This is a genomic window from Paracoccus sp. (in: a-proteobacteria) (assembly GCF_032007265.1).
Lineage (GTDB): Bacteria > Pseudomonadota > Alphaproteobacteria > Rhodobacterales > Rhodobacteraceae > Paracoccus.
The window spans coordinates 24162-43484 of the sequence record NZ_DALZMB010000021.1 but is presented as its reverse complement, the minus strand read 5'-3'; the positions used below and the strand labels follow the sequence as shown (position 1 = coordinate 43484).

Sequence of the window (19323 nt, the reverse complement as noted above, 5' to 3'; positions counted from 1 at the left end):
GCTGCTAGCCATAGCGACGCTGTTTGCCAGCATCGTCTAAAAGTGGAAAATTAAGGACTAAATTTAGTCAGGAGCACTCTTCCGAATAATCTCGGAGAGCATCCCTTCATGCATAGCTGGTTTGCACCTCAAAAGGTTTCCGTGGCGTAAGCCTCATAATATGCGGTGCATGGAAGGCCTTCTAATTGACCTTTTCACAACGCTCGTCGCGCCTGCGATATCCATCTGGCAGGCGCGGATTTACTATTTGATATGAATTTACCCTCAATAGCTGAGTGAGGCGCGCTGGAATCAGTCGGACGACATCAACTGTTCCTGATAAGCCCTGCCGCAACCAGAAGGACCTTAGCCACCGCAGGGTGTACGGCATGCGCGCTTGCCTCATAGTGTCTTGCCAAGTCGTGCCATCGCCCTGGGGCATGCTGCGGGGGGTTCAGCAGGAACTCAAGCAGGAAGGCCTCAATTGCCGCTTGATCAGATGGCTTTGACACCTCAATCATCCCATTCCGCCGCTGGCCGCTCCAGCTTCTCAGCCCAGGCTTCCAACAACCGCGCAGCGCCGAAATCGCCATGCTTCTCGCGCTCGTCGGCGGCCATCTGGATGAGCGCAGGCAGCTCCTCGATATCGATCGATCCCGGCTGCGTCGTTTGCAGATGGAGCAGTCCGAGAATGACGCGGGTCGCGGCTGACCATTGGTCGGGGGCTTCGGGGAGGTTCATCAGATCCGCTCCACCATCTCGGCTGGAAGTGCCAGCATCACGCGCGCCGCCCATTTGATCCGCACGTTGTGGCGGGTCTCGGCAGCGGGGTTGAGGCTGATCAGGTGGAACAGTCCCGGCTCTGTGCCGCGCTTCACCTGTTTAACCCAAACCATGCCGTCAGCATCTTCAACGACGCATGGGCGGCCAATGTCTTCGTCCGGTATGCCTTCATGCGTGTGCCGCGCATAGAACAGCACATCGCCTGGCTGATACATTGGGGCCATGCTGTCGCCCTCTACCTCGACGGCCACGATGCCCTTACGCGCGCCCCGTTTCATCAGCATCTCGGGCGCTGCGACATGGTATAGGCCATCGCCTTTAGCGTAAGCGTCAGTCAGGGGTACTTTAGCGCCAGCGCCAACTGTACCCGCGACGGCGACCGGATGACGGTCTGCCGGATCGAGTTTGCCGCGATAGAAGTCTTCGAGGGAGACGCCAAATGCCGCTGCCACCTTCATGGCATCGTCCACATTTGTGCGTTGAGCCTTGCCCTGCTTGAGGTTCTTCAGCTGCTCATAGGACACCCCTGCGGCATCAGCGATGCTCTTCAGAGATCGGCCTGTCTCTACAAGTGCGTGGTCAAGTGCAGCTTTAAATGTCTGGTCCATAAGGGTGAATATACCCTGACCATCAGTACTGCGAATGGCGTAAATTAACCCTTGCCTCAAGGGGTATTTATACCCTATCGTTTTAGACATGGAACAGTTCATCATCGAAATTGAAGCCTACTCGAAAAAAAGCGGAGTGTCTCCACAGCGACTGCTGAGGGACGCCGTCGGAGCTCCTTGGTGGATGTGGGGCAAGTGGAAGGCCGGCATTGCCAGCCCGACCATGCGCACCGCCGACAAGATCCGCAGCTACATCGATACCGCAAGCAACCACCCCGCACGGGCGAGCGCTTAACTGCCAGCCCGGCCGACACCTATCAACCATCAAACCATCCACACCGTCTGCACACGTTACCCACGACCAACAGGTCGCACGAAGAGGCAGGCAGGAACAGGAAACGCCGTTTCCGCAGGATCCACATGACTGATACCAAAATCATCACCAGCCTGATGAAGAACGTCCTCGAAGCCCACGGCGGGCTGGACGCGGCGGCCGCCTATCTCAGCGAGAAATTCGGGAAAGAGGTCCACAAGGGCACGCTTTCGAAGCGCCAGGCCGGCGACCTCGAATGGCCCTTGGCACACATCTGGGCGCTTGAGGATGCCGTCGAGTGCCACAGTGTCAGCCGTTACCGCAACCGCATCCTGCCAGAAGCGGGGAAAGGCGAGAGCATGATGAGCGCTGCGGCGAGCCTCATGGAAGAAGCCGGCGAGGCCTTCGGCGCCATCGCCAAGTTTGCGACTGGCAAGGGATCGATCGACGAGGCGCGCAAAGAAACCTCTGACATGCGGGACGCGCTCGACGTGGTGACCGCCGTCCTCGATCGCGAAGCCGAATAGCCGCCTCCAATCCGAAAACCTAGGCCGAACGGCCAACCCGAGGGACGCAATGACCGTTTTCCGCATCACAATTCCTGATCTGCTGGCACGGATTTCCGATGACTTCCTGCGCGATCTGTCCCGCCGCGCGCCGCAGGCGAGGGCACTCGCATGATCTTGCCGCAACTGACTTTGCCTTGGGCGAAGACCTCCGAGCTATCGGGGAACAGCCGACTGCACTGGCGCAAGAAGTACAAGAAAACCGCTGCGCAAAAGAAGCTCGTCACCTATCTCGCGCAAGAGAAGGGCATGCACCGCATTCGCGTGCCTGATGGCGCGCTGATCGACCTCACCTATGTTTTCTGCCCGCCCAGCAACGTCTCCAGCTTCGACGACGACAACGCCGTCGCGGCCATGAAAGGCGCGCGGGATGCTCTCGCAGCCGTTCTGCGCATCGATGACAGCCGGTTCCGGTTGCAGGCCCCCGAGCGCGGCGAGCGGTGCAAGAACGGCGCCGTGATCGTCCTGATGGAGGTCGCGGCGTGAGCCACAAGGTCGTCACCCTCGTTTGCAGCCGGATCGTCGGCAGCGCCGCGCAGAAGGCAGTTCTCGTCAACATGGCCGACAAGGCCAGCGACGGGGGCGAAGGCGTGTTCTGTGCAAAGGCCACTATCGTTTCAGAGACCGAGCTAAGCCGCGCAACAGTGTTCCGCGCCATCGATCAGCTCGTCGAGCGCGGGCTGATCAAAGAGGTCGGGCAGCGTCCATGCCTCAATGGCCATACGGTAATCTATGACCTCAATATGGACGCCATCGCGGCACTGCCCGAGTGGAAAAAGACGAGTGCCAAAGTGATACCCGTCTCACAGAGAGACCCGTCTCACCATGAGACCGGTATCAGCGTGAGACCCGACCCGTCTCACCATGAGACCGGTACCCGTCTCACTGTGAGACCCAAACCATCCTTAGAACCATCCTTGAACATTGGTGGTGGTGGTAGCGCGTGCGCACGCGAGACCGATCCGACCTGGCGTGAGCAGATGCTCCAAGCGATGGGCGTCGGTCCAGACGGGATTGTCGGGCCGTCTCGCTTCATCGGCTCCGTCGCCGACATGGCTACCGCAGCGCAGTGGGAGGACAGCCTCAAGCTGGATCGCCCCACCATCATCGCTGTGCTGACCGAAACCATCGCGGGAAAGAGGGACGGGCCGCCCAAGTCCTTCCGGTACTTCACCCCAGCCATGCAGCGAACAGCCGCCGAGCTTCAAGCCCCACCGCTCCAGCCCACCGAAATCGAAGGACCACGCCATGAACGCCCAATTGCCAGTGACCGCCGCCAAGCTGCCGCCGATGACCGCCATCGACGTATCATCATTGCAGCCGCAACAGCTCGCTCACCATCGGGCCCAGCTTTCTGAGGTCATCGAGACGGTTCTGCATGGCTACTGGCGTGACGACATGGCCGACCGGACCCGTGCCATGGTCCTCGCTGACTGGTGTGACGAAATGGAAGGCTGGACGGTCGAGCAAGTCCGGTGGGCGCTTCGCAAGCACCGCGAGGACCAACCCAACCGCAAACCGAACCCCGGGCACATTCTCGCAATCCTGAAAGAAGGATGGGGCAAACGTAACGCCAACGCGGTCAAGGCTGCCATCGCGCCTCCGGTAGAAGCCCCGCGACCCCGCATGTCGGACGAAGCCCGCAGGGCGATCCTTGCCGAAGTCGGCATTCGCGACCCGCTCGCCGTCAAGACGATCGACAGCATCCAGCCCACCGCCTGAACCACGAAAAAACACGAAACGAGGACAGATCATGACCTTTCATCGCCCCATCAACAAGGGTCGGCGCGTGCCGTACCGCGCCCCCGAGCGCTTGAACATCGAGCAGGCGTTGACTTGGGCGTTCGCAAACGAGTGCGCTGGCATCGATTTCGACAAGTTCGGAGCCAGCGAGTTCGAGCGTGTCGGGATCGATCCTCTTTGGCGCGCCGCGCAAATGAAGATCCTCGGCACCATGGTTCAGGGCGGCGGGTCCAATCCGCCCGCCCATGATGCCCAGGTTATAGCCTCGTTTGTCGAACAGCTGCCGGATCAGTTTGGCGGTCGCCGCATGGCAATCCAGATCGTCGATCTGGCCCGCGCACGCAAGGCGCCTGACTGGGGGCAGGGCGTTCGCATGGCCTGCGTACCGTTTGAAGGGTTCGAGATGTGCGATTGCGACGGGGAACCCTCCGGGGATGGCCTGTTCCTCATGGGCGCGGTTCGAACCGACGGCAGCCCGTGGGTCTGGCGCGACAGGTGGCGCACCCGGCAGGAGCGGCGAGGCCGTTACTGCCGCGTGACCTACACCGGGACCGCCGCCAGCATCAACGCTGCCCGAGCCAACTATCAGGCTTGGGTCACAGCCTTGATTTACCTGCAAGCCCATTTGTCGCGCGCGCTGGCGATTCAGATCACCGACGAGCTGCCTACATTTTCACCGTGGGATTGCAGTCCCCGTCCAGCCCTAAGCAAAGCGGATCACAGGAGGATCACGCCATGGCTACCAGCCAAGTGACGCCCCATGCGGGAGACCGTCAACACGTCCCGCCCGATCAGGCAGCGCCGGAGCTGCATCGCCTAAAGATCGACGCGCAGCCGATGAGCGATCTTCTGAGCGGAAATAAGACCTGCGAGGTCAGGAACGATGATCGCGGCTTTACTGTCGGCGATTACGTTCACCTAGCCTGCGCTGACGGTAGGGAGACGGATCGCATCATCAGCCATATCCAGCGCGGCTATGGCCTGCCTGACGGCCTTTGCGTTCTGTCTTACCGCGCCGATCTCGCGGCCCCCTCTGCGCCTGCCGAGGTCGCGGGGCTGGTGGATAGGTTGCAGAAGCTCGGTCGAGACATGGATCGCCATGCGCACCCGGACTGGGACGAACATGAGGACGTGTTCGCAGCGGTGTCCGAACTGACCGCGCTGCAAGCCGAGATCGAGCGGCTGCGGGCGCGATTGCAAGAGCTGGGCACCGAGGGGCACGCCTACCGTGAGGGCAAAGTCGCCGGGGTAGCCCAGATGCAAGCCCGCGCCGAGAAGGCAGAGGCCGAGCGGAACAAGGCGCATGACCGTTGAACCAACCACCTGCCGAAGCAGTTTGGTTGAGTCCTACGAAGGAAGCCCTGACGATGATTAGTCTCGCGACCATAATGAACACCCTTCATCATCCTGACATCATGCTACCACTGATCGGCAGCGTCCTCGCAGGCAGCTTGATCGGGGCGGAAAGAGAGTTTCAGGGCAAACCTGCTGGCCTCAGAACCCACGTGCTGGTTTGTTTTGCTTCTGCACTCATGACACTGGCGGCGCTGCGTATGGGTGAATGGACGGCGTTTTTGCCCGACGGCACGCAGATCGTTTCCGACATGTCACGTATGCCACATGCAATTCTTACCGGGATCGGTTTCCTGGGAGCGGGAGTCATTTTTCGCGAAGGAGTGTCAGTCCAAGGTCTCACCACGGCAGCTTCGCTTTGGTTGACAGCGGCCATCGGCATCACCTTCGGTACCGGTCTACTCGAACTCGCCGCAATCAGTACCATCATCGCTTTTGTCGTGCTTTTAGCTTTACGGGTCGCAAGAAATTTATCGCCTTTGCGCCCAGAACTTAGCATCAAGATCGAAATGTCCCCGACAAGCCAGCTTGACCTTGCAGCAATAGAGAAGCTGCTGAGCAAGCGACAACTGAAGGTTGGCGCACCTGCGATTTCCTATGACCGCGATGGTACAAGGTGGTGCTACAACTTGCTTGCGGCAGCGGAGAGTGGTCACTTGGACATACCGAAAATCGCGTTAGATCTCGCTAATGAGCCTATGATAACGTCATTCAAAATCACTCCGACAAAGGACGATTCCTCTTCCATCAGGTAAGATCATCCTTCTGCGCGCCCTTGCTGGGGAGGGAGAGCGGTAAGCGGGGCGGACCCCTACGGTCGCAGACGTCCTACAAAGATGGATGGATCTCCATGAATCACAAAGCGGCAGGACATGAGGCCTGCCGCTTTGTCTCTAGGCTACTATTTAATGGCGGTGCCAGCTGTAGCCCGGCGGGACTCAGCTTTGTCCGCGCAACTTCGCCCAGAAAGCGCGGCAACGGTTATGGGCCGTCGCCAGAAGTGAACCCTTAGCAATCCAGAGCTTAGGTCCGTTGGTCGCTTTTGCTTTTATCTGCATCAGCTTGATGCTGCTTGCCTTTCCCAGGGTCATCGGCTTGACGTGGGCTTTTATCCTGTTCCTGCTCTTGCTGCTTGACAGGATTTTGGTCGGTTTTCTGGCTTTGCTTATCGTTGGGGCTCATTTGGCGCCCTCCATATCTCCACGGCGGGATACGCCACGGATACTATGAAATATAGGGGCTCACACGGGTTTAACCTAGGAAGTTTGGGCAACTATCATCCACCGCTATGTTGTTAAACGAAAGAAAACTACTCTAGACGACGGTCGCCCATCACTGTTCGTATCCCCCTTTGCCTCACTGACCGGCACAGGCCTTCTGAAAATCTTGACCAAACCGGCCACACTCAGTTTCATAGCAAAAAGCTTACGGGACAAAGTCAGCCATGACGCATCCACGAGACATCAAAATTGGAGAGGCTATCCGGCACCGCCGTCGGGAACTAGGCCTGACGCAACAGGACGTAGCCAAGCACATAGGCGTCACATACCAACAAGTCCAAAAGTATGAATGCGCTCAGACGCGCGTCTCAGCATCAACATTGGGCGACATAGCAGACTTACTGCATACGGATATCGAATACTTCTTCCGCTGAGATCCGCCGCGCCATAGTGGGCGGGACAGGGTCGAGGAGCATATCGACTTCGCCTATGGGCGGGCGGCGGACCGGGAGCGCGGCAAACGGACCAGAGACTAACATCAACTGTATATTCTCAAGCCTGGTTGTTTATGGTTGTGCTTTTTGTCAATGAGACAGCCCACGCGCGAACGAGGTGAAATCATGACGAGCTCAATCATCATCAAAACCACTGAGAAAGAAAAGTTCTACGAAAATTTTAAGCAGCTCTCTAAGGCCATTCACGAACTGAAAACTGCGCTCGAGCTGGCGGAGCCTCTTGCCATCTCAGCCGCCGCTTATCGCGTCATCGCTCCATACGACGCCATGAATGATCAAGCGACATTGATCTTCGATGGAATAGACTCATCGGATGATAGGCAGAGTTACCTATAACCTTTTCGACAGATGACAGAGGCTATCCTTGTGCAGTAGACGGAAGGTGTAGTCTTTAGTTTCTGTTTTACCGAGTTCATTGAGTAACGATCCGGCATTCTGACCTTCCCGGGCACGCTGTCTGCACGGGAAGGTCAGCCAAATCCGCCTTCACATTTCCGACCGCACTTGCCATAGAAGCCCCGCTTCAGGTTCCCTAGCCTACGAGCGTGACCGGGTGCGGTATTGAGGTTGCGTCAACTCAGCTCCCGGTCAACTTTCTCTGTCCCGTGGGCTGGCCGCCAACGCTGCCGTCTTGCGATCCTCTTCATGAAGTCTCGTGATGATGGCCTCAATATCGACTACTGGCCATTCCTCTGCCGTGATACGATCTCGCGTGCCGTCAGGGTCGATGGGCACGGATCAGTTCGGGCAACGCGATCAGCAGGAGCAGTCCGGAGGTTATCAGAAACAGCCCCTGACCAATCAGCCCAAATAGGACGGCACCAACAACTCCGCCCCCCGCAAAGCAAAACAGAGTCAGGCTGTGAAGTTTGAGTTTGGGCCGGGCCTCTTGTTGGGCTGCTGGATCACCGATCAAGGTGGCAAGTTCGATCCCGATATCCGTCGCCATGCCCGAAACATGGGTGGTGCGCACGCGGGCCCGCGAGATCAATGTGGTGGTCGCATTCTGCAAGCCCATAATGAAGCTCAGGCCAAAGACGAGTGCGACCTCCTGCGCGGCATAGGGGCGGGGTGGGATGGTGAGAGCAATCGCAACTAGCAGCACGGCCTCAACGATGACGAGAAGGCCGTAGATAGAGCGCAAGCGGCGTTTTTCTGCGTGCTGCACCGCCAGCCCAGCCAGAAATGCTCCCGAGATGAACGCGCCGAGCAGTCCCAAAAACGAGAGGGCCAAGGTCAGCTGGCCATCGGCGAGATGATCGGCAAATGCCGAGACATTTCCAGTCATATTAGCTGTGAAGGATCCAGCGACAAGAAAGCCCACGGCATTCAGCGCCCCGGCAACCGATGACATGATTCCCGCTAACGCCAGATCTATCGTCTTGGTGCGTTCGTCGCCCACCCGGATCAACATCGCGCCGCCTTCCTGATCGTTTTGCAGCCATGCTAGGTCACGCTCGAGAGGAACGTAAAGACAGTGGAGGCAAAACTAGCTAAGCGAGGCACGAGATTAAGATCAATCCTCGTAGGTTCAGGGGTGCGCGGTTGGCATGCTCGGTTGACATGCAGAGCGAAAACTTGCACTATTGCATGAGCGATAGGTGCGCCCGGACGAAAGATCGTCCCGGGCGCTTTGCGTTTCAGGATATCACTTCTTCTTAGAGCCAGCTTCATTGATAGCTGTAACTGCAAGGGCAGTCAGCTTTGAGTTAGCAGCCTTTTCCTCGTCCAAAATCGACGACAGTAAAGTGTGCGCTTCTTCATATCCGAGCGTCTTGGCCCATTCGCGTAAGGTGCCATAGCGAGCAATTTCGTAATGTTCGACCGCCTGAGCCGCCCCGATCACGGCAACATCCAAGGCGTGCCCTGACGCCTCTGAAATAATGCCGTCGGCTTCTTTCAAAAGACCATCCATCGCATCGCATTTCTCTCCACGAGCTTCTTGCCCTAAGGATTTGAACACGGCTTCCAGGGTTTTCACATGACCCTTTGTTTCCTTCAGATGTTCATCGATAGCTGCCTTAAGCTCGGCACTACCCACCGATTTTGATACCTTCGGAAGTGCTTTGGTTAATGCATTCTCAGCCCAGTAGATGTCTTGGAGAGTATGTTCAAAAACGTCATTAAGGGTCTTCATTTCGGATTCCTTCCTGTTTGATGTCCCTCAGCGTAGTCGCGTTCTCAACGTGACCGAGCTAGCGCGAGTTCCCAGAGACCGACTCCTACTCCATCCGCCCGCTTCCTTGGGCGGGGAGGGCGTGGCCCCGATCCAATCGGCGCGGCCCCCTCCGAAATCACCAGAGCCTCCTTAGTTGAGGAACACAATCGCACCATTGAGTAGGGACGCGAACGCAACCCATGCTGCATAGGGCAGAAACATCGATGCCGAAGGCGGATCCACCTTCCGAACTCGTGCTATGAAAAGAATGATCACTGCCAGCAAAGGCAGAATGACGACCAGCCCTAGTGCGGGCCGCTGCGCACCGAAGAAAGCTGGTGACCACAGAAAATTAAGAGCCATCTGTACGACCCAAAGCGCCTTCAGATCGGACCTTTCAGTGATGAACCATATCCGCCAGCCGACAACTGCAATCAGCACATAGAGGATTGTCCAGACAGGCGCGAAGAGCCAGTTGGGCGGATTAAACCATGGCTTATTCAGGCCAGCATACCATTCGCCTGGGACGTTCAGATATCCAATCAGCAGGCCCATGCCGACAACAAAAATAATAGATAAAATCAAATAGTTCCCGCGAGACATAAAGTTCTCCCCTAGGCGATCGATGTTTATTCTTTTCAACTGATCGGCTGACAAAAAGGTCCTCAGATCTCAGCACTGTGCCAATAGAGGCCCTCGCATGGCGAAGAAACCAACCGGCCTGCGCGACCTGACCGCCAAGCAGGCACTGTTCGTGCAGGAGTACATGGTCGACCTCAGTGCGACCAATGCAGCGATCCGCGCGGGATACAGCCCCAAGAGCGCCGGCACCTATGCCCATGAAATGCTGGGCTTGCCGCACGTTCAGGTGGCTGTGACCGAGGCATTCGCGGCGCGGGCCGAGCGGACCAAGATCACTGCCGACTATGTGCTGGCCCAAGCGGTTAAGATCCACGAGCGTTGCATGCAGGAGGTCGAGCCGTTCACCGATCGCTACGGCGAGCAGATCCACGACAAGGAAGGGCGGCCTCTGTTCGTCTTCAATGCTGCTGGGGCCACGAAGGCGCTGGAGCTGGTCGGCAAGCATGTCGATGTGCGGGCTTTCAGTGACAAGCTGGATCTGACGAATAGCGACGGCTCGCTGAAATCACAGCCGACCCGGATCATTATCGAGGCTGCAACAGATGACGACGGCGACGATCAAGCTGCCGCCGAAACTGGCGAGGCTCTATAGCAAGCCGCGCGGCGCAATCCTTCCGAATGGCCAGCGCATCCAATACCGCGCCAGCTATGGCGGACGAGGATCAGCCAAATCATTCAGCGCCGCGAAGATGGCCGCGATCTGGGGCTATGCCGAACCGATCCGCGTCCTCTGCGCGCGCGAGTTTCAGGCCAGCATCGCCGAGAGCTTTCATGCCGAATTGAAGGCAGCGATTGCCTCCGAGCCGTGGCTTGAGGCCGCCTATGAGGTTGGCCGCGACTACCTGCGCGGGGCGAACGGGACGGAGTTCATCTTCCGGGGCCTGCGCCGCAACACGCAGTCCATCAAGTCGCTGGCAAAGATCGACCTGACGATTGTCGAGGAGGCCGAGGACGTTCCGGAGGATAGCTGGCTGGCCTTGGAGGCTACGGTTTTCCGTCAGCCGAGATCAGAGCTTTGGCCGATCTGGAACCCGCGCGACGAGGAAAGCCCTGTCGATAAGCGTTTCCGTCGGCACGTCCCGAACAACGCGTTGATCGCCGAGGTCAACTGGAACGATAACCCGTTCTTCCCTCCCGGCCTGCAAAAGCTGCGGGCTCGTGAGCAGGAGCGCCTTGATCCGGCCACCTATGCTCATGTCTGGGAAGGAGCCTATCTCGTCAACAGCGAGAAGCAGGTCTTCAACGGCAAGCTGCGGGTCGAGGACTTCACGCCTGGCCCCGGATGGGACGGGCCGTATCTCGGAGTTGACTTCGGCTTCCGGCCCGACCCGCTGGCAGCGGTCAAGGTCTGGGTGCATGAGGAGCGGATCTGGATCGAGCAAGAGGCATACGGCCAGAACGTCGAGATCGACGACATGGCTCGCTTCATCAACCAGCGCATCGCGGATTTCGCGGATTACACATCGCGGGCCGACAGCGCCGAGCCGAAAACGATCAGTTACGCCCGCCGCAACGGCCTGCCACGTATGGAGCCGGTCAAGAAGTGGCCGAACAGCGTGATCGAGGGCGTCAGGTTCATGCGCGGCTTCCGCGAGATCGTGATCCATCCGCGCTGCAAGGGCAGCATCAGCGACTTCCGGCTCTACAGCCATAAGACCAACAGCGCGGGCGATATCCTGCCTGCGCTTGAGGACGCCAACAACCACGCCGTCGATGCGGTGCGGTATGCGCTCGCCCCGCTCATCAAGGGCAGAACGCAAAGCAAAACCACCATCGTTCGAGGGTTGATATAATGACCGGCGTTTCAACGCGGCATCCGCAATACACCGCCGCGCGCGCCGAGGATTGGCAGCTGACCCGCGATGCGATGGACGGGGAAGGAGCGGTCAAGGGCCGCAAGGAAATCTACCTGCCCATGCCTTCCGGCTTTCGGCAGCAAGAGGATGGCGGGGCAAAGGCCTATGCGGATTATATGGGCCGTGCGACCTTCCCGGAGATCCTTGCCCCGACCGTTTCTGGTATGTCCGGGATCGCGCACGGCAAGGAAATCGCCATCGAGCTGCCCGACGCGCTGTCCTACCTCTGGGAAGATGCCGACGGCGACGGGATGCCGCTCGAGGAGTTCCACCGCCAGATCACGCGCGAGCTGCTGGTGATGGGCCGCCACGCAGTCCTTGCCGATGCGCCCGAGGGCGGCGGCGAGCCCTACCTTGCGGCCTATTGCGGCGAGAGCCTGATCAACTGGGACAAGGATTTCTATGTCCTCGATGAGAGCGGTCCCGTTCGCAAAGGCTTTGATTGGGAGAACCGCACCCGCTTCCGCGTTCTCAGCTTGCAAGATGGTCGCTATGTGCAGGAGATCCACGAAGGCGAAACGCCCGCGCTCGCAGGTGCTGCAGCTCCGTCAGCCTTGGGCCAAAAGGCGCTGGATTTCATCCCGTTCGCGGTCGCCTCTGCCGTCGATCTGAAACCCGACATTCGCACCCCGCCCTTGATCGGCGTGGCCCGCGCGGCGAAGGCTATCTACCAGCTCGACGCCGACGAACGGCATCAGCTGTTCATGAGCGGGCAGGAAACGCTCCTGGTCATCAACGGCGAAGCGCCAAGTTTCGTCGGGGCAGGGGCTTGCCATGTGATCAACACCGGCGACGAAAAGACTGGCGACATGAAATATGTCAGCCCGTCCTGCTCCGGCATCGAAGCGCATCAGGCAAAGATCAAGGACGTGCGCGAGGCGGCCGTGCAGGCGGGCGCAAAGCTGCTGGACCAGTCCGAGCGGTCGCAGGAGAGCGGCGAAGCCCGCAAGCTGCGTTACCAGTCGGAAACGGCCACCCTCGCCAGCATCGTGCGCTCCGGCTGCGCGCTGCTCGAAAAGGGCCTGCGGTTCGTCGCGGCGCTCAAGGGGCTGGAAGGCGACGACATTACCGTGCCCGTGCCCGATACCCTGCTCGATAGCACCATGACGCCAGCAGATGCCGAAGCGCTCATGCGCGTCTGGCTTGAGGGCGGGATCAGCTACGGCACATTCTACGCAGCGCTGCAAAAGGGCGGCATTGCCAGCCCCGAGCGCGACGACGCCGAAGAATACGCCCTCATCGAGAAGGACCGCGACAGGCGGGAAGGGCTCGATGGGGACGATGAAAATGACGGGGCCGACGGCTCCAGCAATCAGGGCGATGCCCAATAACCCCTACCGAAAGGACCGAGCCGATGGCTCTCAAGACCGTTCTGGATACCCTCGACGGCATCGATGATGCTGTGAAAGCCCTCTACACCGAAGCGGACGGGAAATTCGTCCTCGATCTCGAAGGCGTCGACAGCCACCCCGAAGTCGCCAACCTGAAAAGCGCCTATGAGCGCGTGAAGGGGAAGGAAGCGGAAGCCCGCACCGAAGCCAAAAAGGCCAAGGATGATCTCGCCGCAGCCCTCAAGGACAAGCCCGACGAGGCTGCGCTTCTCAAGCTCCGGCAGGATCTTGAAGCAGAGCGCGACGAGTGGAAGGGCAAGGCCGAAGCCGCAGAGGGCAAACTGACCGGCGTCACGCGCGACCGCCAGGTGCAGGATGCGCTGCAGGCAGCCGGCATCACCGAGCCCGCTTACATCAAGGCTGTGACTGCGATGCTGGCTCCTGGCGTCAAGATGAACGGCGATGCCGCGATTGTCGAAACCGACATGGGTCCGCTCTCCATCATGGATCACGTCAAGCGCTTCGCCGCGGCCGAGGGAAAGGCATTCGTGTCCCCTGCTTCGGGTGGTGGCTCCAAAGGCAGCGACAAAACCGGCCCGAAGGCTGTGGCCGACATGGGTGACGCAGAACGGCTCGCACTCGCCCGAGAGGGCAAATTGAAATCCGCCGCCCGCGGCGAGTAAGCCAAGAGGACACTATGGCTCACACTACCCTGAATGACGTCTTCGCCACCGATCGCGAAGCCGCTTACGAGGTCGTTCAGTCCTATATGGACACCGACCCCGTCACGAAAACGCCGTTCTTCGAGAGCGGCCTGATCGTCTCGAACCCGATTATCGCCGAGCTGGCGCAGTCCGGCACCGGCATTGTCGATCTGCCGTTCTGGCTTCCGATCGACGCCACGATCGAACCGAACTACAGCAATGATCAGTACCAAGACATTGCTGTGCCACGTGCGATCGGCACCGGCAGTATGAAGGCTCGCAACTGTCACCTGAACGAGGGCTTCGGCTCGATGGATATGGTGACAGAGCTGACCGGCAAAGACCCATTGAGCCGCGTTGCCTCGCGCCTCGATACCTACTGGCGCCAGGAAGCCGAGCTTCGCATCGTGGCCACCCTTCGCGGTCTCCTCAATGACGCTGTGGCCGAGAGCAACGGCATGGTGCATCAGGCCGCCAATGCGACCGGCATCACCTTCGAGGGCCTGATCGACGCACAGATGACCATGGGCGACGCCTTTGGCGGCATCGGCGGCTATGTCATGAACTCGGCCGCCTTCGGCATCTTCCTCAAGGAAAAGCTGGCGCAGGCGAATTTCGATGCCGAACGCTCGCTGATGACGCGCACGCTGAACGGGATGCCCGTGATCGTGAACGACACCGCCATGACGCTGAACAGCCAGCCTGTTGTAGCGCTGATCGGGCAAGGCGCTTTTGCCTATGGCATGGCCGATCCCAAGGTGCCGCTGGAATACGAGCGCGAGCCCTCGCGCGGCAACGGTGGCGGCGCTGAAACGCTGTGGACCCGCCGCAACATGATCGTGCACCCGCTCGGCTACAGCTTCACCAGCACCTCGATCACCGGCAACGGCACCGAGACCGTGGCGCGCGGCGCGGGCTGGACCGACCTTGCGAACGCGACGAACTGGGAGCGGGTGGCAAGCCGCAAGCAGGTTCCGATCGCGTTCCTCACCGTCGCAGCGCCCTGACAAAATGGGCGGGGCTCATAGCTCCGCCCCTCACCCCAAAGCAGGAGGGCCAATCGTGGCTAATCACTCCCCCAAGCGTGACAATTACGTCCAGAAAAAGACCTTCGCAGAAGCGATGGGCGACGCTGAGCCCGCGATGCCCGCTGGCGATGCCGAGCTGACCGTCGAGGCCATCGAGAAGATGAAAAAGGCCAATCTCGTCGCTGCACATATCGGCCTCGGCGCCGATCCCGCACAGACCGAGGCGAAGACGGTCGCCATTCTGCGCGAAGAGCTGATCGCCGCCGTCACGGCTAACGAGTAAGGGGCCGCCATGCTCAGCTACACCGTCCTCGCCGTGACCGCGATGGAAGCCTCGGACTATCTCGGCGCGGCCGGTGTGGCTGTGGTGCTGCACGAAACCGACCTGCTTCGCGGGCAGAGACACATCGCAGCCCGCTTCAATGCCCGCTGGACCGTGCAATTCGACGCCGACAGCGTGCCCGATCCGGTCAAATGGGCAATCATCGAAGCCGCAGTCATCGAGCAGCGCGCGCCTGGCAGCCTGTCGCCAGTCTCGACCCCATCCACCGACAAGGTGCTTGTGGCCGCTGGCAAGCTCCAATGGGAGCGCGTCAAGGGCGCGGGCGGGGCGGATAGCTATATCCCGCGCATCGCTGCTGTGGAGGGGCTGCTAGGGCCGCTCACGCGGTCCAGCAACACCACGTTTCTGTTGAGGGCGTGACATGGCCGAAGACTGGATCCAGATCGCCGCCGAAGTCACGGGCGCGCTCGGCGACGTTGGCCACCGCGCCACGCTCTTGCGCCCTGGCTCGCCGGTCGGACCTTCACACGACCAGCGCCCCGGATCGGTGGTGCGCATTCCCGTCAAGCTCATGGGCGATAGCATCAGCCTCGGCATGGTCGACGGCACCCGCATTCAGATGACAGACCGCCGCGAAATCATGGCGGCCGAGGGCGTCGTCCCGGCAGTCGGGGAGCATGTCGAAATCGGGGCCACGGTCTACGAGATCCGCCGTGCCGAGCCTTACGCGCCGGGCGGCGAGGCGCTCTATTTCGATCTCATTCTGAGGGCCTGACATGGCAAAAATCACAATCGCGAAAGTCGAAATAGGGCAGGCCGGCAAGGACTGCCGCATCATCCTGTCGAATGGGGATGAGCTTGGCGGGATCTGCGGTTTCGAAGCATCCGCCGTCACGCCAGCGGGCGGCTATACCGTCAACCTGACCGCGCGCATCACGGACGAAAAGCCAGAGGCCTGACATGGCACGCCTTCCCCGCGATATCCAAGCCCTTGTCGACCGCCTCGAACCCGAGATCCGCAACGCCTTTCTCGAAGCCATCGACCAGATCACCAGTGCCGCCCAGATGAACCGCCTGATTGCGGCGCTCGAAGCGGGCAACGTCGAGGAAGCAATCGAGGCGCTGCGGATCGAGCAGGGCTTTTTCAGCCCGCTCAACGAGGCCACGCGCGGCGCTTATCTCGACGGCGGGAACCTCGTGCTGTCCGGGCTTAAGCTCAAAGACCCGTTCAGCGGCGACAAGTTCGTTCTCGGGTTCGACGGGCGCGCCGTCCGGGCTGAAAGGTGGCTGCGGGACCAGTCGTCTAGGCTGATCGTCGAAATCATCGACCAGCAACGCGAAATGGCCCGCGAGATCCTTCGTGACAAGCTGCAGGCCGGGACCAACCCACGCACGACGGCGCTTGATATTGTCGGGCGCATGAACAACGCCACAGGCAAGCGGGAAGGGGGCTTTATTGGCCTTACAACCCAGCAGGCACGATGGGCGCTGAACGCTGAAGACCAGCTGCGCAACGCGCACCTACCGGGCGAAATCGATCCCATCACCGGCCAGCGCAAGCCGTCGCCAGGCAGCCTGTACCTGGGGCGCCAGCGGCGCGATGCCCGCTTTGATGCCCGCGTCCGCGAGGCTATGACCAGCGGCAAGCAAATTGCCGAGGCTGATATTCAGCGGATGGTGACTCGCTATCGGGACCGGTTGAAGAAATACCGCGGCGACCTGATCGCAGAAAACGAGGCCCTGACCTCACTGCGGGCCGGTCAGATGGAAGGCTTCCGCCAACTTGTCGATAGCGGGCGCGTTCGTGACGACCAGATCGAGCGAGAATGGAGCGATACCGGTGACGGTAGGGTGAGGCATGATCACCGCGCTATGCGCGGCCAGAAGGTGCACGGGCTCGACCAGCCATTTACCTTTCCAGATGGCACACAAGCGCTCTTCCCCGGCGACGTGTCTCTCGGCAGCCCGGCTAAAAACACCATTCGTTGCCGCTGCCTCCAGCATGTCCGCATCAAATCCAACCTGATGAGGTGACGGCATGGTCAAGAGCTTCACCGCAGACCTTGAGGCCTTCGGATCCCTCGCGATTGAGCAAATCAAAGCCGTTCTCGCGGCCAGCATTCAGGACGTTTTGGAAGCCGCGCAGCTCCCCGAAGCGTATGGTGGCCGAATGCCCGTCGATACAGGTTTTTTGCGCAACTCTCTGGTGTCGATGCTCAATGGGACGGAAATCGGGAAGGGGGCCTATAGCTACCTGCTTGCCACCACTGCACTCCAACCCGGAGACTTCGCCCGCTTCGCGTGGACCGCAGGATATGCGGCCCGTCTCGAATATGGGTTTGTAGGCGAGGACAAGAGAGGGCGCACCTACAATCAGCCCGGTCGCCATTTCGTCCAAACGGCGGCCAGTCGCTGGCCCGAGTTTGTGGCGCAAAACATCGCGAGATTGAGATGATAGACACTCACGAAGCCCACGCCGCATTGCGGCTTGAGGTCGATCGCATACCTGGCGCGGTTAAGACCTATGCGAATGGGCCGGTATTTGACCCGTCAGCCCCCGGAAACCTACCTTATTTCGAGGTTGCGGTAATTAGGGCGGGAACGAGCGACCCCACGCTCGATGCCGAGGGAGAAACGGTTTCCGGCAGCTTGATCGTGGGCGTCGTCACGAAATCCGGCATCGGGGAGTATGACGCAAACACCCTCGCCGACCGCGTTGCCGCCGTTTTCCCGATGGGGCGCGAGATCATGACTAATTTATCTGTAATCGGGATTATGTCACCGCCGCACATTCGCGAGGGCATCCCCGACGGGGCTTATTGGCGCGTTGTCGTGACGGTCCCCATCGAAATCAGTTCAATAACCACCCGCTAATCGCGGGATTAACCGGAGCATTCCGACATGAGCCAGACCAGCATCAAAAAGCGGGTTTTCATTTCTCTTCCTCTGCCGGCCACGCAAACGATCGCAGGATATACTGCACTGACTTACAAGCAGATCAAGGGCGTCATCTCGGTAGGCCAAATCGGCTTTCCGCATGAAACCATTCCTGCAGAAGATCTCGAAAGCGGCATCACCAAGACCCTCAAGGGGGCGCGCCAAGGCACAGGGGCGACCATCCCTTATCGGAAGATTGAGGCTGATCCTGGTCAGACCGATGTGAACACCGCCAACGAGGGTGAAGCCGAAGTCGTTCTGCAAATCGTGGACCCCGACGGCACCACTGCCGATTTCTGGACGGGCATCATTCATTCGCTCACGGATAATGAGGCGTCCACCAAATCGATCGAGGGCCAAAGTTTCGTGTTCGTTCCGAACTACGCGAAGGTGCGCGGCGCAGCCAAGATCCCGCCCGCCCCGTAAGTATAGCGCCCGCCCACGGCATCGGCGCTTGGGCGGCGGGCTTGGTTCCCCCGTCGCCCGCCATGAACCAGAACCGAAAGCACAGGTTACACGATGGATTTCAACAACTTTGACAGCCGCACGGCTGCCGATGAAGGCCGCCCCATGCACATCAAACACCCCGCAACGGGCGAGCTGATGTGGAATGATGACGGGCCGAAGCACGACGACGACGGCAACGAACTGCCACGCTCTAACCCCTGCCGCGTCTACGTCTACGGGACCGAGGGCAATGTCGCGCAAGAGGCTTTCCGCGAGGCGGCAAAGCTCGACAAGCTCGACGATGCAGCGACGATGGCGGACTATCACGAGCGCCTTTGTGTTACGGCGCGCAAGCTGGTCGCGGGCTTTGAGAACGTGAACAACGGCGACCGACCCGCGACCGTCGGTGACGCGGCTTGGTTCCTGAACCTGAACACCTCCAGCCCGCTTAAGGGTCGTGAGGGGCAATCGTTTGCCGAGCAGGTTTTGCAATTCTCAGGCACGCGCGGCCAGTATCTGGGAAAGCCCGAAGCCGACTTGTCGCCGCCGCGCATCAAATCGGCTGGCAGCGCGCGCGGCCGGAAGAATGGAAGCTCACGCGCGGCGAAGATCTAATCGCCAACGGCGAGGATCTGCCTGATTATTCCAGCCTTGAACGCCGCGATTTGCTCGAAGCATTGGCTGCTATCGGATGGGCGGATCCCGCCCCTATGGGGGGATGGCAGGCCCTCTCATTTCGCGAGTTGTTCGCCTTCGGGCGGGCGACAAAGCGACTGTCGACCCCATGGGATTATGAAACGGCGCGGCACATGTCTGTAGCCTATACCGTGGGCCTCTCGGAGGGTCGTGACGTGTTT

The 19323-nt window shown here is 59.9% G+C and carries 30 protein-coding genes; 24 read left to right on the top strand and 6 right to left on the bottom strand.

Translation table 11 applies throughout. From position 1 onward, the window contains the following. Positions 1-492 precede the first annotated feature (492 nt). Together RTS12_RS06810 and RTS12_RS06805 are read right to left on the bottom strand one after the other, a co-directional pair. A complete protein-coding gene (locus RTS12_RS06810) occupies positions 493-720 on the bottom strand; it encodes a hypothetical protein (protein ID WP_312526758.1) in 228 nt (75 codons plus the stop codon). After that, a complete protein-coding gene (locus RTS12_RS06805; RefSeq protein ID WP_312526756.1) occupies positions 720-1460 on the bottom strand; it encodes a S24 family peptidase in 741 nt (246 codons plus the stop codon). Before RTS12_RS06805 ends, RTS12_RS06810 begins: the two co-directional genes overlap by 1 nt. Here RTS12_RS06805 and RTS12_RS06800 point away from each other — a divergent pair. The 8 genes from RTS12_RS06800 to RTS12_RS06765 all read left to right on the top strand — a co-directional run bounded on the left by RTS12_RS06800 (position 1459) and on the right by RTS12_RS06765 (position 6100). Next, positions 1459-1665 carry a hypothetical protein gene (locus RTS12_RS06800; protein WP_312526753.1) on the top strand — a complete coding sequence of 69 codons (207 nt, stop codon included), beginning with the start codon at positions 1459-1461 and terminating at the stop codon, positions 1663-1665. The genes RTS12_RS06805 and RTS12_RS06800 overlap by 2 nt on opposite strands. 125 nt (positions 1666-1790) lie before the next feature. Next, complete coding sequence (locus tag RTS12_RS06795; protein ID WP_312526751.1) at positions 1791-2210, top strand: hypothetical protein; 420 nt, start codon at positions 1791-1793, stop codon at positions 2208-2210. A gap of 150 nt (positions 2211-2360) precedes the next feature. Next, positions 2361-2735, top strand: a complete 375-nt coding sequence (locus tag RTS12_RS06790; protein ID WP_312526749.1) for a hypothetical protein — start codon at positions 2361-2363, stop codon at positions 2733-2735. Next, the gene (locus RTS12_RS06785) at positions 2732-3607 is read left to right on the top strand and encodes a helix-turn-helix domain-containing protein (protein WP_312526747.1); all 876 of its coding nucleotides are present in this window, start codon (positions 2732-2734) and stop codon (positions 3605-3607) included. The genes RTS12_RS06790 and RTS12_RS06785 overlap by 4 nt, the downstream gene beginning before the upstream one ends. Next, positions 3540-3971: a hypothetical protein gene (locus tag RTS12_RS06780; RefSeq protein ID WP_312526745.1), complete on the top strand. Its 432-nt coding sequence runs from the start codon at positions 3540-3542 to the stop codon at positions 3969-3971. Before RTS12_RS06785 ends, RTS12_RS06780 begins: the two co-directional genes overlap by 68 nt. Before the next feature lie 31 nt (positions 3972-4002). Beyond that, entirely contained in the window at positions 4003-4746 is a 744-nt protein-coding gene (locus RTS12_RS06775) for a hypothetical protein (RefSeq protein WP_312526743.1), read from the top strand. Then, positions 4728-5306, top strand: coding sequence for a DUF3850 domain-containing protein (locus tag RTS12_RS06770; protein WP_312526741.1), 579 nt, complete (start codon positions 4728-4730; stop codon positions 5304-5306). The genes RTS12_RS06775 and RTS12_RS06770 overlap by 19 nt, the downstream gene beginning before the upstream one ends. After that, the gene (locus RTS12_RS06765) at positions 5303-6100 is read left to right on the top strand and encodes an MgtC/SapB family protein (protein WP_312526739.1); all 798 of its coding nucleotides are present in this window, start codon (positions 5303-5305) and stop codon (positions 6098-6100) included. The genes RTS12_RS06770 and RTS12_RS06765 overlap by 4 nt, the downstream gene beginning before the upstream one ends. A gap of 268 nt (positions 6101-6368) precedes the next feature. Here the strand turns inward: RTS12_RS06765 and RTS12_RS06760 are convergent, their stop codons facing one another. Beyond that, the gene (locus RTS12_RS06760) at positions 6369-6527 is read right to left on the bottom strand and encodes a hypothetical protein (protein ID WP_312526737.1); all 159 of its coding nucleotides are present in this window, start codon (positions 6525-6527) and stop codon (positions 6369-6371) included. A 262-nt stretch (positions 6528-6789) separates the two neighbouring features. Here RTS12_RS06760 and RTS12_RS20785 point away from each other — a divergent pair, with 262 nt between their 5' ends. Both RTS12_RS20785 and RTS12_RS06755 read left to right on the top strand, forming a co-directional pair. Then, positions 6790-6999 carry a helix-turn-helix domain-containing protein gene (locus RTS12_RS20785; RefSeq protein WP_409455671.1) on the top strand — a complete coding sequence of 70 codons (210 nt, stop codon included), beginning with the start codon at positions 6790-6792 and terminating at the stop codon, positions 6997-6999. A 186-nt stretch (positions 7000-7185) separates the two neighbouring features. Beyond that, positions 7186-7416: a hypothetical protein gene (locus RTS12_RS06755; RefSeq protein ID WP_312526735.1), complete on the top strand. Its 231-nt coding sequence runs from the start codon at positions 7186-7188 to the stop codon at positions 7414-7416. Positions 7417-7798: 382 nt separating this feature from the next. Here the strand turns inward: RTS12_RS06755 and RTS12_RS06750 are convergent, their stop codons facing one another. The 3 genes from RTS12_RS06750 to RTS12_RS06740 all read right to left on the bottom strand — a co-directional run bounded on the left by RTS12_RS06750 (position 7799) and on the right by RTS12_RS06740 (position 9841). Further along, the gene (locus tag RTS12_RS06750; RefSeq protein WP_312526733.1) at positions 7799-8494 is read right to left on the bottom strand and encodes a YoaK family protein; all 696 of its coding nucleotides are present in this window, start codon (positions 8492-8494) and stop codon (positions 7799-7801) included. Between the two features lie 234 nt (positions 8495-8728). Next, positions 8729-9217: a ferritin-like domain-containing protein gene (locus RTS12_RS06745; RefSeq protein ID WP_312526731.1), complete on the bottom strand. Its 489-nt coding sequence runs from the start codon at positions 9215-9217 to the stop codon at positions 8729-8731. 171 nt (positions 9218-9388) lie between these two features. After that, positions 9389-9841: a TspO/MBR family protein gene (locus RTS12_RS06740; protein WP_312526729.1), complete on the bottom strand. Its 453-nt coding sequence runs from the start codon at positions 9839-9841 to the stop codon at positions 9389-9391. A gap of 97 nt (positions 9842-9938) precedes the next feature. Here RTS12_RS06740 and RTS12_RS06735 point away from each other — a divergent pair, with 97 nt between their 5' ends. The 14 genes from RTS12_RS06735 (at position 9939) to RTS12_RS06670 (ending at position 19081) form a co-directional block, all read left to right on the top strand. After that, positions 9939-10472, top strand: a complete 534-nt coding sequence (locus tag RTS12_RS06735) for a terminase small subunit (RefSeq protein WP_312526727.1) — start codon at positions 9939-9941, stop codon at positions 10470-10472. Then, positions 10423-11673, top strand: coding sequence for a PBSX family phage terminase large subunit (locus RTS12_RS06730; RefSeq protein ID WP_312526725.1), 1251 nt, complete (start codon positions 10423-10425; stop codon positions 11671-11673). The genes RTS12_RS06735 and RTS12_RS06730 overlap by 50 nt, the downstream gene beginning before the upstream one ends. Then, positions 11673-13067: a DUF4055 domain-containing protein gene (locus tag RTS12_RS06725; protein ID WP_312526724.1), complete on the top strand. Its 1395-nt coding sequence runs from the start codon at positions 11673-11675 to the stop codon at positions 13065-13067. Before RTS12_RS06730 ends, RTS12_RS06725 begins: the two co-directional genes overlap by 1 nt. A gap of 23 nt (positions 13068-13090) precedes the next feature. Next, complete coding sequence (locus RTS12_RS06720) at positions 13091-13750, top strand: hypothetical protein (RefSeq protein WP_312526722.1); 660 nt, start codon at positions 13091-13093, stop codon at positions 13748-13750. A 14-nt stretch (positions 13751-13764) separates the two neighbouring features. Further along, on the top strand, positions 13765-14778 hold the full coding sequence (locus RTS12_RS06715; RefSeq protein ID WP_312526720.1) for a major capsid protein: 1014 nt from the start codon (positions 13765-13767) through the stop codon (positions 14776-14778). A gap of 55 nt (positions 14779-14833) precedes the next feature. After that, complete coding sequence (locus tag RTS12_RS06710; RefSeq protein ID WP_312526718.1) at positions 14834-15082, top strand: hypothetical protein; 249 nt, start codon at positions 14834-14836, stop codon at positions 15080-15082. 9 nt (positions 15083-15091) lie between these two features. Next, complete coding sequence (locus RTS12_RS06705) at positions 15092-15502, top strand: hypothetical protein (RefSeq protein WP_312526716.1); 411 nt, start codon at positions 15092-15094, stop codon at positions 15500-15502. 1 nt (position 15503) lies between these two features. Beyond that, positions 15504-15857, top strand: a complete 354-nt coding sequence (locus RTS12_RS06700) for a hypothetical protein (protein WP_312526714.1) — start codon at positions 15504-15506, stop codon at positions 15855-15857. Position 15858: 1 nt separating this feature from the next. Continuing rightward, positions 15859-16041, top strand: a complete 183-nt coding sequence (locus tag RTS12_RS06695) for a hypothetical protein (RefSeq protein ID WP_312526712.1) — start codon at positions 15859-15861, stop codon at positions 16039-16041. Position 16042: 1 nt separating this feature from the next. Continuing rightward, the gene (locus RTS12_RS06690; protein WP_312526710.1) at positions 16043-17116 is read left to right on the top strand and encodes a phage minor head protein; all 1074 of its coding nucleotides are present in this window, start codon (positions 16043-16045) and stop codon (positions 17114-17116) included. 4 nt (positions 17117-17120) lie between these two features. Further along, positions 17121-17537 carry a hypothetical protein gene (locus RTS12_RS06685; protein ID WP_312526708.1) on the top strand — a complete coding sequence of 139 codons (417 nt, stop codon included), beginning with the start codon at positions 17121-17123 and terminating at the stop codon, positions 17535-17537. Then, positions 17534-17956: a phage tail terminator-like protein gene (locus RTS12_RS06680; protein ID WP_312526706.1), complete on the top strand. Its 423-nt coding sequence runs from the start codon at positions 17534-17536 to the stop codon at positions 17954-17956. Before RTS12_RS06685 ends, RTS12_RS06680 begins: the two co-directional genes overlap by 4 nt. Positions 17957-17983: 27 nt before the next feature. After that, positions 17984-18445 (top strand): hypothetical protein, encoded by a 462-nt coding sequence (locus tag RTS12_RS06675; protein WP_312526704.1) that lies wholly within the window; start codon positions 17984-17986, stop codon positions 18443-18445. A 93-nt stretch (positions 18446-18538) separates the two neighbouring features. Then, positions 18539-19081, top strand: coding sequence for a hypothetical protein (locus RTS12_RS06670; protein WP_312526702.1), 543 nt, complete (start codon positions 18539-18541; stop codon positions 19079-19081). Positions 19082-19323: the final 242 nt, after the last annotated feature.